Here is a 14,576-nt window from a genome sequence, read left to right on the forward strand (position 1 = left end):
GAGACACGAACAGACTTTATCACACATAACTCACTACTTATAAGCACATTAGCAAAACAATACTTTTAATTATTGATAAAGCTTAATAAGAATTTCAAGAGTTGGAAAAAAACACTACATATTAAGTTTAGACCTAATTCTGCTTAATGTTTCCATACGCATGCATAGAAATGACGCAATGTATTTAAGGGGAATTCGATCAATCAGTTCTGGATAGGATTTGATAAATCTAAGGTATCTCCTTTCGGCGGAATGCAAACGGGTGATGAATGCCCTCTCGCATGCATGGGCATATTGTAACTGCGTAATTTTACGGCCGATATAGTTTGCAATATTAAAATGATTGTAAAGATGTTTAGACATGCTGTAGGGTATAGCTACTGCATGCACATCTTCTAAGGCTTGAACATATTCTTCATATGGTGCGCTCGAGTCGAAAAAGATATCCAAATCGCCAACCATTTCGTTCTCCTTTGCAATCCAGGTGGTAATCTCTTTATTATCATCTTTGATAAATCCGCGAGCAACACCATTTAAGATCAAATAAATATGTCTGTTACTGTGAATTGGAGAGGAGATAAACTTACTTTTCTTAAATGAAACCAGAAATGTTTGTTTGTTGATGATGTATTTTATATCATCTGTTAGATCGTGAAAGCTGTTATAAATGTTAATCAACGGAGACTCACCATTAAAATCGACCCATTTTTCTTCGCTAAGTAGTGTATCGGAATTCATGTAATATCATTTTAGTATCGGCAAAAAATAAAAACAATAATGTTACACCAAAACAATAAAACGTAATAAACGCCAAATGATGATATTTTAACTTTGTAAAATTAATATTACACCAATGTATTTAAAGAGGCTAGTTCATGTGCATGATTAATCATTACCTTGCTGAAATCAGCCGGAGCAATCTGCGGCACAAACCAGCAAATAAGATGTACTTTAGTGTAAAAAGTGAAAAATATTTAAGTTGTGTCTGCACTAAAGCCTGCCATAAATGGCGGTCTGGTTTTGAAGATAGGCAACAACTTCATCCGTAAGCAAACTCTTATCTAATTGCCAGATCCAATTATCTTTGATGCTTCCCGGTATATTCATTCTGGCAGACGCATCTAAACACAAAATATCTTGAATAGGAATTATTGCCCACTTTGCAATACTGGAATATGCTGCCCTAATCAACATGTCGTTTATATTGTTTGAAGTTATTACTTTCCCAAAATAACTATTTAGTCTGGTCTTGATATCCTCGTCAATCTCTTCATCAAACCAGCCTAATACTGTGTTATTGTCGTGGGTGCCAGTATAAACAACACCATTTGCCGATACAAACCGATAAGGGATATGAGTGCTGCCCACCATATCGTCTCCGAAGGCAAACTGAAGAACCTTAGTACCAGGAATTTGATAATGATCTCTTAACACTTCCACAGATCTGGAGATTTCTCCTAAATCTTCCGCGATGAACGGAAAATTTTTGAAATTCTTTTTCACTATATCAAAAAATGCTTTTCCTGGTCCCGCTTCCCACGATCCATTGATCGCGGTTTTTTCACCCGCATCTACCTCCCAAAATGATGAAAATGCCCTAAAGTGATCGAGCCTGAGCAAATCAAACATGTCCATATTGTTTTTCAATCGCTCTACCCACCATTTAAATCCATCATCTTTCATCTGATCCCAATTGTAAATAGGCATTCCCCATAGCTGCCCCTCCTCGTTGAAATAATCAGGCGGCACTCCAGCTATTTTCAGCGGCGCTAAATTTTTGTCTATTTTGAACATCTTAGGTTCACACCATACCTCTACCGAGTTAAAATCGATGTAAAAAGGCAAATCGCCAATTATTTGCACATGCCGCTCATTGGCATAGGCTTTTAATTGATACCATTGTTTAAAAAAGATAAACTGCAACCATTTCACCTCTTCAATTTCTTTGGAAAATTTATCAGAAAAAATTTTCAATGCTCCACTATTTCGATTTCTTAGATCAGCAGGCCATTTATGCCAAGGTAAACCCTTATTGTGATGGCTTATGGCAGTATATAGCGCATAGTCAGCCAGCCAATTGTTTGCTGAAACACAAAACTTTAAAAATTCTTGCGTTAAACTTGATTTACTATCTTTCTTAAAATTCGAATATGCTCTAGACAAGATATTCATTTTGACAGTTGCTACCCAATGAAAGTCGACACCATTATTTTCCTTTTTAACATTTGTTTTAAGGTCTGTATCTTCCAAAAGCCCATCATCGCGAAGCATTTCCAAACTTATAATGTGCGTATTGCCAGCCATTGCAGCATTGCTGGAATATGGAGAATAGGCATTCCCTGCAAGCGTGGGATTCAATGGTAGAATTTGCCACAATTTTTGGTTGGCGGAACTCAAAAAATCTACAAATGCTCGGCTTTCAGGTCCTAAGTCACCAATACCAAATTTCGATGGCAGCGATGAAACATGCATCAGAATGCCTGCCTTACGAGGATTTAAATTTGTTTGAAAATGAATTAGACCTATTGGAGATTCCTTTAATAGCTGGTCTACAGATATTCCATCCAAGAGAATATCTTTGGAAACGCTTTTATCTGAAACTAAATCAACCCAGTTTGCTGGAGCTCCTTCTGGTATGATGATTTGCGTATTTTCCCAATCAAATGTATGAAGATTGTCTGCTTCTGCTAATAGCGTAGCTAAACCTAGTGGTACCACACACACTATCCACTCCTCTTGGATTTTACGTGCATAGGCCATCACATTTCGTTTAAATTTCCCTGAAACGGAAAGGGGAATATAATCGCCTTTTTCAAAAATCTGGCGATGGAATTTGCGGATATTGATTAACCGTTGCACAAGCCACAATTTAACTTCCCCGGTATAACGATTCGCCCATAAGTGTTTAAATACCGGGTCGTTAAATGAATCAAGAAGTTCATGTCTCCGCTTAAAATCAACTGGTCTACGATTGTCAGGATCAACCATGCTTAAATCCCACAATTCGGTTCCCTGGTAAACATCTGGAACACCAGGACTGGTAAATTTTAGCGTTAATTGAAGCAGACTATTTAAAATACCGAAGTCTGTGATCCTCGTATGTAAAGCATTAAACACCTTATTATCCAATTTGGGAATCAAATCAGATATATAGGACTTTAACTGACGCTCATAACCTTCATCCGGTTCTGCCCAATCAGATCTTTTTTTAGCCTCACGAAGCGCCTTTTGGATAAACTGCAATAACCTGTTCTCGAAATCATCGGTTGTACCTGGCATAGGCAACACCCCTACTATGGTTTGAAATATGAGATAAAGATCATTTTTATGTAGCTGTCGCGAGGATTTGGAAGATTGCTGAATCTGTTTAGTGAGTCTAGAAAATTCTTCGATCAACCCTTCCCAAACCTTTGGAGTATCTGTTAGCACATTTAATCTTGCCCTAACATCTTCCCCTTTTTTAGTGTCATGGGTAGAACTGGCATTTAACGATAGTGGCCAAAGTGCTTGTCGCGACGCCATTTTGGAGTGGAAATCCGCTACACTTATTCCAAACGCCTGGGGTTCATCGCCCACTTCAGCATGACCAACAAACCTATTGTAGGTAAACATCATCGTATCTTCGACAGACTTGGCCATCAAAGGCCCTGTAAACTGCATTAAACGTTGAAAGAATTTACTCGTGTGTTGATTTGCCTTAGCGCTATTTGTGCCCGGATTGTCGATAAAAATTTTTTGAAAGAGTGCCTTTACGCCATCGTTTTTAGCTCCGGCTAGCTCATCAATTATTTGTTGAAGCTGGTTCAAACTCTGTCCTCTAAGCGGGAACTGGTAATCATAATAACGATAAACTGGCATTTGGATCATTAGCGCACCCAAACCTGCCCTGATGTTTTCAGCTCCTAAAATATCTTCATCCTGATTCGAAATTAGATCAAGTTCTCTGAACAATTGATAAAGGTTATCTAGTTCGCCATTCATATGTTCGAACAAAATAACTTCCTTCTTTTTATGAATGAGCAATGCCACGTCTTGGCGCTTACCCGTAAACTGTTTATAGAGTTTTTCGAAAACGCTTTCTGTATTGGTGTGTGTAAACAAGTTATTGCAGGTAGCCAAAAAATCATACCCAGTATTACCTTGTATTGGCCATTTGGCAGGCAATTGTTCGTGTTTTTCCAGAATTTTTTCGACAACAATATAAACATCCTTACCAACGCTTTTGCGGAGTTGTTGCAGGTAACCTTCCGGGTCGAATAAACCATCCACGTGGTCTATCCGCAAGCCTTGAAATACCCCTTCTTCAACCAACTTGAGAATATATTTGTGGTAATCAATAAATACATCATTTCGATGCATATTAAGACATATTAAACTATTAACGGTAAAGAAGCGACGGTAGTTAATTCTGGTCGAAGTTTCCTGCCAATTGCATAACCGGTAGTATTGATGTTCTACAATTTCCCTTAATTCCTTAGAATCCTGATTAATTTTAGACAGGTCTTTTTTGCCGATAATACTGCGTGTGCTTAAGTTAGTGGGCCAGCTGTCGTCGCCGTAATTGATGCAGTATTCTTCATTATTTTGTGATACTTGTAGTGAGCCATTCTGAAGGGCTTCATCCAGACTGGTACCTAAAAATGGTACCATTGGCTTTTCGTCATGCATAAAATCAATGTCGAAATAATCAGCAAATTTAGATTCTATTCCAAACTTTAAAACATCTGCTAACCGAGTATTTTTAGGATGAAAAGCCATATGATTTGGAACAATATCCTGAATCCATCCAATTCCAAGGTGCTGCAGTTCATTTACGATTTGTAATAACTCCTCTTCAGTGCCAATCTCTGGATTTATGAGATGTGGATTAAGGGTATCATATCCATGCACACTCCCAGATACCGCTTCAAAAATAGGTGACGCATAAATGGTATCTATTCCAAGTTGCTTAAGGTAAGGTATGATTTCCCTTAACGACTGAAAATTGAAATCTTTATTGAATTGAATTCTATAAGTAGCGGTAGGCTTATACATTTTCGTTTTTAAATATTAATATTGTTTCTGCTGGTAAGATGATAGCGTTGTCTCCTGTGATGTTCACAAAATCTTGTTTACCTCCCCAATTTTGTGCGGCAGAATTTAAAATGTTTTGGTATTGGTTTAGCGATTGTTGTAGCTGAATGGTTTGATCCACTTCGGAGAAATTCATCAGGCACAAAACCCTCTGCATTCCCTGCCATCGTTCTATTGCCAAGCAATTTTGTTTTTCGAAAGGATAGGCCTGCAAATTCTCACGATTAAGATTTGAGAATACAGGATTGGACTTTCTAATTGCGATGAGGTACTGATAATAGTCGAGAAGCATTTTATGAGACGGCTGCGATAAACTATTCCAATCTACCTTTGAGTTTAAAAATGTGTGCTCGCTCTGCGGATCTGGATTTTCTTCGGCAGTATGAAAGGCGCTAAATTCCTTCCTCCGGCCTTCTCTTACAGCTTCTATAAGCGCAGGATCGGTATGGCTTATGAAAAATTGAAATGGATTTGTAGCGCCAAATTCCTCACCCATGAAAATTAACGGAATGTATGGGCTACAAAAAACTGCTCCGGCCAGAAGTTTTAACATTTCAAAACTGACCAACTGACTGGTGCGCTCTCCTAGCATTCGATTTCCTACCTGATCGTGATTTTGAGAAAATACCACAAACTGTTCGCCGGGATTTCCCAATGCTTTTTTACCAAACTTCTTTTTTCGGTGGAAAGAATATTGTCCATCGTACACATACGCATCCTTATACGACTTTGCCAAATCTGCTAAGCCATTAAAATCTTCATAGTAACCCGTTTTGGTTTGTCCGGCTGCTACCCGTAGTGTATGATGGAATTCATCAACCCATTGTGCCTGTATTCCGTAACCACACTGCTCGTTAGGATTTATGTATTTATTATCATTTAAATCCAATTCAGCTATTAAATGATAAGGCTTGCCTGTGTATTTGCTTAGCTGCTCAACGTGTTGGGTAATTTCGCTTAAAATATGGTGAGGACTAAAATCTTTTATTGCATGTACAGCATCTAACCTTAAGGCATCGATATGAAAATCCCTGAACCACATGAGGGCATTTTCAATAAAATAATGCCGGACAGGATCGCAATCAGCATCATCAAAATTAATGGCTTTTCCCCATGGCGTTGAATACCTATCGGTAAAATAAGGGCCAAAAGTATCGAAATAGCTGCCTTCAGGGCCTACATGATTGTAAATGACATCCAAGATAACTGCAATTCCATTTTCGTGACAAGCATTTACGAGTTGCTGTAGACCCTCAGGACCACCATAAGAATTTTGAGTTGCAAAGGGAAATACACCATCGTAGCCCCAATTCCGTTCACCGGGAAATTGCCCCACCGGCATTATTTCTATTGCGGTGATACCTAATTTTTTTAGATATTCAATTTTTTTTCGAATAGCATCAAAATCGCCGTTTGGCGTAAAGGTGCCAGTATGCAATTCGTAAATAATGTAGTCTGCAAGTGGAAGTCCCTGCCACTGGTCGTCTTCCCAAGAAAAAGAATTTACATCAAACACGGTAGCATATCCGTGTACGCCTTGCTGCTGCCATAACGATGCTGGATCTGATCTTCTCACAGCTTCGTCATCTCGATTCAACGATGAAATCTCGAAATGATAGACATCACCGTGTTTCAGACCATTCGTTTTTAAATACCAATAACCAAATTTACGTGCAGAAAGGTCTGAAAGGTACCTATTATTTACAAAGATGCTTATACATCTAGCTCTCGGTGCCCAAAGCCAAATTTCGGCGAAGCCATTATTAATCTGCACACCTAACTGCCTATTTCGAACGTCGATTTCCATAACTCATTAGTCAACATGGTTTTATAAGAAAGTCTTATGGATAAAATGAAATTTCAGTTTTTTAACCAGTCCCTTAATCGCTTATTAAAGTGTATTAAGCGTTAAAATGTTTTAAGGAATTGTTGTATTCAAATTGAACCAACTCAAAAAGAGCATTAAGTTCCAAAATCGTAAAAACACTTGTATTAATACGCTTTATTATCTACACTCACCACAGCATATTGACTGAACATGTGTTAAATATTTGATTTTCAAGATCTTAAAACTCTTAACAGGTTTGTTACGCTGCTGTTTTTCTATTCCTTGGTATGACATTTGATGAAATCCGGTATATCACCCTAACCTAAAACATCATGACTCAGTTGGAATTTAACAATATGGTTAATAGCCATTCATTATCGCTGCGAATGCATGCATTAAATTTTACCAAGGATATCGAAGATGCCAATGATCTGGTTCAGGATACCATGCTTAAGGCTATTAGATTTTACCAAAACTTCGAAGAGGGTACTAATTTTAAAGGATGGCTATTTGTAATAATGAAAAATACGTTCATCAATAATTACAGAAAAACAGCTAAGACTAAGACATTGATTACCCAGGATGACGAAATTTCTTCAGCAAACTTGATGTACAGCTCTGACACCAATTCAAGCGTGGGTAAAATGATTGTCGACGACATTCAGAAAGCACTTAGTCATTTACCAGAAGTTTACAGTGTTCCTTTTGTTAAGTACTTTGAAGGTTTTAAATACCATGAAATTGCAGATGAGTTGCAGATTCCGCTCGGAACGGTAAAAACCAGAATACACGTTGCCCGGGAGATGTTAAAGAAGTATCTCAAAACCTATGCAAAGGAAACCTATTCGGTATAAGAAAAGGCTCTCGCTGAAAAGTGAGAGCCTTTTTTGCATCACAACATTTTGACTTATCTGTATTGAGGAGAATAAGCGCTACAAGCACCGAATGGTTTTCTCGCAGCTTCATCCTCATGTTTTAATTGCACCACGTAGTTTAGTTAACTATTCCTAGAGCTCATCAATTAAAATCCATTCACCAAAAAAAGTTTCTCAATCAACACATGGCTTGCTTGATAGGATTAGAAGAGGGAGAGGTTAGAACAAGTGTATACTTTGAGAATAAGATTTATAAACAATTTTAACAAACTCACCCGGTATTTGAACTGTAGCGCAGGTAACTAAATGCACAAAAAAAGCAGCCTAATTTAGGCTGCTTAAAATTTTCTAGTTTCTTGTTTTATTTTTGAGATGATTCTGGTGCTTTACCGATCAAATCCATAAACTGATCTAATTTAGGTGTGATGATGATTTGAGTCCGGCGATTTTTAGCCTTACCAGCAGGTGTGCTATTATCGGCAATTGGATTAAACTCTCCGCGACCACCAGCTGTTAACCTTTTAGGATCTACCGCATATTTGTTTTGCAAAACCTGAACTACCGACGATGCTCTTAACGCACTCAAATCCCAGTTGTTTCTGATATTAGCTTGTGAAATAGGCACATTATCTGTATTACCTTCTATCAATACATCATAAGTACTGTAATCTTTAATGATTTTTGCAATTTTACTTAGCGTAACACTAGCCTGATCTGAAACTTCGAAGCTACCTGATTTATATAACATGTTATCAGCTAAAGAAATGTATACCACACCTTTTAATACCTGAACATCTACATCACTTAATTCCTCTCTACTTAACGATCTGGTTAGGTTATTAGTAAGCACCATATTAAGCGAATCACTTTTGTTTTTAGCATTAACTAACTGCTTGATGTACTTATTTGAGCTATTAATTTCATCAACTAACTTGGAGATATTTACATTACCCTGGCTGCTTGAATTTAAGCATTTATTCAATGCATCCTGAAGCGCTGTTACATTTGATTTTTCTGATGCAATTTGTTCCTCTAAACTTTTAACACGACTGCTTGTGCCGGTAAGCTCACGCTGGCTATCCTGATATTTATTGCTCAGTTCTTGATTGCGCTCTCTTAGCTTAGCATAGGTATCTTGCAACTCTGCATACTTCTTATTGCTTACACAACCAGAAATCATAACTACTGCAAAGAGCATCATTGGGATTGATTTGTAAAATTTCATAATCTTTTATTTTTTATTAGATTATGGATAAACAAATTCCTTGCCGTAAAGTTTGAAACCGCTCTTATGTGGTGTTAAAGCGGGTTCACCTTTACCATATCAAAAGATGCTAAAGCGTTATACGCCCTGAAGCCTATACTCCCGCTTCTATATGTAGTGTCTGTTGCCGTTATAGTCGGCTTAACACTATCATCGAGGAAAACTGCAAATTCACTCCCCTTGGCGCTAACTTTCACATTGTACATTTTATTTAGTTCCAAAGGGTACTTTTCTTCTTTAATGACTACCCATTTTTGATCTACAGCCTTTCCAATCTCAACTACACCTTTATCTGGATTTAGCCCAACGTAATAACCGTCGTAAGCATCCGGGCCTATCGCCTGGTTGGTTACCCTGAATATTAGTCCTGCGTCTCCAGCCGTATTTACTTTTATATTTGCCTGGTAAGTAAAATCGTCAAATGCTGTTTGATTGGCTACAATTTTCGATCCGCGAATGCCAGATCCAAAGGAACCTGAATTAAGAGCCACATGCATCTCTCCATCTTTTTGATACCATCCGCCACCATAGAAAACCCAATTTGCTGGCATTCCTTTATCAAACTGTTCCGATAGGTTTTCTGTAATCATATTCGCTTTACCAATAACAGGAAAGCATGTTAACCTAATATTTTCTGAACCAAACGGAACGAGTGTAATCTCTTCATCCTGCTCATTAGAAAATACCGGACTAAAAGGTACCTCAGCAGCAGCTACATGTTTGGCACTTAAGCCCCATGAGGGTATCCTCCTGCCTTTAGCTTTTAACTTAATTGGTGTAGCACTAGCGGTGAATGGATAGTCGGTAACATTTCCACGCTCAACAGCAAAGGATTGATCCAGACGCCCACTTTTGATAACCAAGCCATAATTCCATGGTGATGCTGGTAAAATTTCCATATCGTTAAAGCCACTTATAACATTCTTTTTTGTTATTTTTTCTGATGATTTAATCTCCAGCGCATAAACAATCGGGCCTCTTTCTATACTGGTTGAGTTATTCACCTGTTTGCTTGAAGTAATCTCCATTGGGAAATTAATCACCACCTGATCCTGGTCTTTCCATTCACGAGCTATTGAATAAAATGAGCCAGATTTTACACCTTTCAATTCAAGGCCATTAACTTTAATGGATGGTTTAACTGCCCACGCCGGGATTCTTAATAACAATGGAAAACGAGCCGCGTTACTTAAGGAGATATTTAATTTAATTGCTTCTTCAAAAGGGTAATTTGTTACTTCGGAAATTTTTATCTTCTGCCCGTCAGCCACAATGGTTTCAATTTCCATAGGTCCATAAGATATAAATGCCAATCCTTTTTCTGGTGTAGCGGCTACACTGTTTTTTACAAAATAAGGCCAACCCATGTGCATGTTATACCTGCAGCAACCAAATCCTGATTGAGGGCTTAACACTACCCCATTTGTGTAATCCTGATTAAAACCATTTTCGCCATGCACACTTTGGACCTGATTTGGAAGCGTATAGTAGGCATGTCTTTTAAATTCACGATCAAACTGAGCAGGTAGCGCATTAAATGCGACTTTTTCTAATTCATCGCCCAGTGCTACATCCTGAATAACCCGAGTTGCCGTTTCCATACTTTGCATCCATTCCACAACCGTACAGGTTTCAACGCCCTGGATCGAAGATCGACCGGCCAGGAATTCCGTTCCCGAGCTTAAACCTTGGGGTTGCCCATGATCTCTCGAAAGATGATCCAAACCTTTCCCTAAAGCATTTATAGATTCTTTTGTATCATTCAATTGACCGACAATTGCTGGAAATTTCAAAGCTTGCGCCACATTAACCATATGCTTCGGGTGAAAGTCTTCGCCGAAATAAAAAAATTGGTTTTGATTGAAGATATCTACCCATGGATAGGCCTGCCCTTTCAGCTTATTAACTAAGCTTAGCAAATCCTGGTCGCCATTGATGTTGTAGAGCCAAAGCGCAATCTCCATATTATCTGCGGCCCTGGCTTTTCCCCAATCCCTCAGCGGGTTTTTGTCCAGTTGCGCTAACTCGTACTTCAGATATTTGGTTAAGAAAGGTACAACCCTTTTATCTCCAGTAGCCTCATAATAGCCTTGTAAGGCGTACATCATGGGCATGCGTGGCCACCAATCATTCATTTTCGGAGGACCAAACAAACCGTCACTTTGCTGGCTCTTTAGTGTCCAATCGATATATTTCTGTGCTTTTGCTTTCAAAGCCGGGTCATCCAACGTGTAAGCTAAAGCAATTAATCCCTTCACATAGTATGGCACCCGTTCCCAACTACTGCCTGTTCCACCAAGCCAGTCGGTATCTTTTCCCAAATTATCTTTCTCCGGGTAGAGTTCCTCAGCCATCCCGGTGGCGCCATCTCTTTGTTGTTCCAGCTGTTTTAATAGCCAACCCTTTGCTTTAATGCTTCCCAGCGGAAGTTGAACCCAGACATCTTGTTTCAGCGGCTTCGAATTAAAATGAAATGGGTTTTGAGCAAAGCCGCAGGTAGCAACTAGCATTAATATAGCTGAAGCAGTAAATTTGGAAAAGTCTATTTTGGTTAGCATAAGCAAAATTGGTGTTGGTATAAATTAATATAAACCTAAAAGAAAATATCGGAAACTAAAACGTTTTACTCTTAATTTTGATTTACGCCTGATCATCATTTACTTTTTATATCATAGAAATAGCGTTAAATCGTATCAACTCCATTTGATAATGATTGATTTCTGTACAAAATCATTTGTTTTATGTAGTATTAAGTTTTAATTTGCGACAAAATTTAACGAACAAACATCGAATATTTTTGTTAACGTTATCATTAATAGTATCAAACATCTTTAAAATGAATAAGCTCTTCGTTGGTGGTCTTGCAGAAAATATTCAAGAAATGGATTTAGCCATCTTCATCAGTTTACATGGTAAAATAGAAACGATAAAGGTTGTTAGAGACCGGGCTACCGGAAAATGTAAAGGCTACGCTTTTATTGAAGTCGGTAATTTGGAAGATGCAAATAATATCATTTCGATGTTAAATGGGGAAACTTTTAAAGGCAATGTTATCACTGTAAAACTTTCTGAAGAGACTCCCCCAAAGAAGAAAGCCATGCAGAAACCTAAATCTGCGGAGACAATTAAATCTAAACGCCCACGTCTGCAGCGTTAAATGAATGAGATAGAACGTTTAAAAGCTATCGTTCCAAACGCTCAATCTCATAAAACGATTAAAATTACACTGACTGAAGCGTGTCTTTCACTAGCGAAGTGCCGTCTCCCGTTTGTACCACATAAACATCTAACTTCACTCCAAATTCGCTTTCATAAGCTTCGCTTGCTTGTTCAACTAACGCTGCAACGTTTTGTTGTTTCACAACATTGATCGTGCATCCACCAAAACCACCACCCATCATCCTGGCGCCCAGAACATAATCCAAATCACGTACGAAGTTTACCAAAAAATCAAGCTCACCACAACTTACCTCATAGATCTCACTTAACCCCTTATGGGTGGCATACATGAGCATACCTAAGGCTGTAATATCGCCTTCTTTAAGTTTAACCGCAGCTTGTTGTGTTCTTGCAATTTCTTCTACCACGTAGCGGCACTTGATATAAACATCTTCGTTCTGAGGCTTAACGTACTGGTTTAGCTGTGCTACGGTTACATCTCGCAAACTTTCAATTTCCGGATGGTGTGCCTTAACCCACGCTACGCCTTGCTCACACTGTTGCCTGCGGGTGTTATACGCAGAATCTGATAAGGAATGTTTCACATTGGTATTCATCAATACAAGCTGATACCCATCCAGATTAAGTGGAAGATACTCATACTTTAAGTTTCTGCAGTCAAGTAAAATCGCATGATTTTTCTGCCCAAAAACAGATGCAAATTGATCCATAATACCACATTTTACACCAGCAAATATATGCTCTGCCTGTTGCGACATCAGCGACATCTCCATTTTATCGAGCGCCAGGCCATTAATGTGAGCAAGTGCAAAAGCCGTGGCACATTCTAAAGCTGCCGATGAAGAAAGGCCTGCTCCCGGGGGAATGTCCCCATCAACGTATAGGTTGTAGCCGGAAATATGGTATCCCCTTTTTACAAACTGATCGGCTACACCCAGAATATAGTTAGCCCAACCTTTTTCGGCTTTTGCTATTTCAGTTGTAGAAGTTTGGTGACTTTCTTGATAGCTTTCAGAGAATAAATGGATTTCATCATCATCACGCTTTGAAATGGCAACATAGATTGCTTTATCAATAGCTGCGGGCATTACGAAACCGTTATTGTAGTCTGTATGCTCTCCAATAATATTAATTCTACCCGGAGATTTTACCACGGTAGGTTTTGTACTAAAAATCTTTTCGAAAGAGTTTATTAAGCGTTCTATATCCATGTGTGGAATTTTAGATGTTTCTGGATTTATAATGTTCAGCAGATAGCATTCTTAGCTGGTTCGCTGCATATTCTGGGGTAATATCACGCTGAGCATTAGCCAACATTTCATAACCGACCATAAACTTTTTAACGGTTGCAGAGCGAAGTAATGGTGGGTAGAAATGCATGTGCCAATGCCATTCGGGGTGGTCACCGTCGTTAACCGGTGCTTGATGCATCCCTGCCGAATAAGGGAAAGACGTCTCGAAAAGATTATCGTATTTACTCGTAAGCACCTTAATGGCATCTGCTAATGCAGTCTTTTCTTCCAGATTAAAAAAAGTAATATTTGTAACGTGTCTTTTGCTGATGATCATGGTTTCGTATGGCCAAACCGCCCAAAACGGCACCAATACCACAAAGGCATTATTTTCATAAACAATTCGTTCATTTTTGGCAAGCTCCAACTTCAGGTATGCTGAAAGCAGACTTTGTTTGTGTACAGCATAGTAATTTTTCTGGCGTTCTGTTTCTTTGAGAATTTCCATTGGCAATTCGCTCTGCGACCAGATCTGCCCATGGGGATGAGGGTTACTACAGCCCATTATTTCACCCTTATTTTCAAAAATCTGGATATACTTGATCCATGTATGCCTACTTAAAGAAGTAAATTCCGCTTGCCATAGGTTTACAACTGCCGTAATTTCCGGTACTGTAAGTTCGGGTAGTGTTAAATTATGCTTAGGGCTAAAACTAATTACCTTACAAATTCCTTTCTCATTTGTAGCAACCAGCAAATTACTCTCATTCAAACTTGCAGCAGGGGTGTCTTCTAGTAAAGCTGAAAAATCATTCTTAAAGACGAAGCTCTCCGTGTAAGCTGGGTTAACGTCTCCATCTGCCCTATCGTTCCCTGGACAGAGATAGCATTTTGGATCATATTCTGGTCTGTTATCTGGCGCAACATCTTCTACTTTACCTTGCCAAGGGCGTTTTGTTCTATGTGGCGACACCAATATCCACTCTCCAGTTAAAATATTAAGTCGCCTATGTGGATTTAAGTCCAGATTGAAAGTATTGCTCATTACAATTTATATTTGTTTGGTTTGATTCAAAAGTGATAAACGAAATTATAAAATAAATATTAATTGTCAAAATGACATT

The 14,576-nt window shown here is 38.6% G+C and carries 9 protein-coding genes; 2 read left to right on the top strand and 7 right to left on the bottom strand.

Annotated elements, in window-relative coordinates; genetic code table 11:
- Positions 1 to 114 precede the first annotated feature (114 nt).
- The 3 genes from OQ268_RS11530 to treZ all read right to left on the bottom strand — a co-directional run bounded on the left by OQ268_RS11530 (position 115) and on the right by treZ (position 6,880).
- Positions 115 to 738 carry a Crp/Fnr family transcriptional regulator gene (locus OQ268_RS11530; protein WP_265856296.1) on the bottom strand — a complete coding sequence of 208 codons (624 nt, stop codon included), beginning with the start codon at positions 736 to 738 and terminating at the stop codon, positions 115 to 117.
- Positions 739 to 990: 252 nt separating this feature from the next.
- On the bottom strand, positions 991 to 5,034 hold the full coding sequence (gene treY / locus OQ268_RS11535) for a malto-oligosyltrehalose synthase (protein WP_265856297.1): 4,044 nt from the start codon (positions 5,032 to 5,034) through the stop codon (positions 991 to 993).
- Positions 5,027 to 6,880: a malto-oligosyltrehalose trehalohydrolase gene (treZ, locus tag OQ268_RS11540; RefSeq protein WP_265856298.1), complete on the bottom strand. Its 1,854-nt coding sequence runs from the start codon at positions 6,878 to 6,880 to the stop codon at positions 5,027 to 5,029. Before treZ ends, treY begins: the two co-directional genes overlap by 8 nt.
- A 353-nt stretch (positions 6,881 to 7,233) precedes the next feature.
- Here treZ and OQ268_RS11545 point away from each other — a divergent pair, with 353 nt between their 5' ends.
- Positions 7,234 to 7,755, top strand: coding sequence for an RNA polymerase sigma factor (locus OQ268_RS11545; RefSeq protein ID WP_265856299.1), 522 nt, complete (start codon positions 7,234 to 7,236; stop codon positions 7,753 to 7,755).
- A gap of 382 nt (positions 7,756 to 8,137) precedes the next feature.
- On the opposite strand, the gene OQ268_RS11550 is transcribed toward OQ268_RS11545, so the two are convergent.
- Both OQ268_RS11550 and OQ268_RS11555 read right to left on the bottom strand, forming a co-directional pair.
- Positions 8,138 to 9,001, bottom strand: coding sequence for an OmpA family protein (locus tag OQ268_RS11550; RefSeq protein WP_265856300.1), 864 nt, complete (start codon positions 8,999 to 9,001; stop codon positions 8,138 to 8,140).
- 74 nt (positions 9,002 to 9,075) lie between these two features.
- Positions 9,076 to 11,598: a beta-L-arabinofuranosidase domain-containing protein gene (locus tag OQ268_RS11555; RefSeq protein WP_265856301.1), complete on the bottom strand. Its 2,523-nt coding sequence runs from the start codon at positions 11,596 to 11,598 to the stop codon at positions 9,076 to 9,078.
- 278 nt (positions 11,599 to 11,876) lie between these two features.
- Here OQ268_RS11555 and OQ268_RS11560 point away from each other — a divergent pair, with 278 nt between their 5' ends.
- Positions 11,877 to 12,197: an RNA recognition motif domain-containing protein gene (locus OQ268_RS11560; protein ID WP_265856302.1), complete on the top strand. Its 321-nt coding sequence runs from the start codon at positions 11,877 to 11,879 to the stop codon at positions 12,195 to 12,197.
- 64 nt (positions 12,198 to 12,261) lie between these two features.
- Here the strand turns inward: OQ268_RS11560 and OQ268_RS11565 are convergent, their stop codons facing one another.
- Entirely contained in the window at positions 12,262 to 13,431 is a 1,170-nt protein-coding gene (locus OQ268_RS11565; protein ID WP_265856303.1) for a galactokinase, read from the bottom strand.
- 10 nt (positions 13,432 to 13,441) lie between these two features.
- The gene (locus OQ268_RS11570; protein ID WP_265856304.1) at positions 13,442 to 14,497 is read right to left on the bottom strand and encodes a UDP-glucose--hexose-1-phosphate uridylyltransferase; all 1,056 of its coding nucleotides are present in this window, start codon (positions 14,495 to 14,497) and stop codon (positions 13,442 to 13,444) included.
- Between the last annotated feature and the right edge of the window lie 79 nt (positions 14,498 to 14,576).

Source organism: Pedobacter sandarakinus (assembly GCF_026240095.1).
GTDB classification, from domain to species: Bacteria; Bacteroidota; Bacteroidia; order Sphingobacteriales; family Sphingobacteriaceae; genus Pedobacter; species Pedobacter sandarakinus.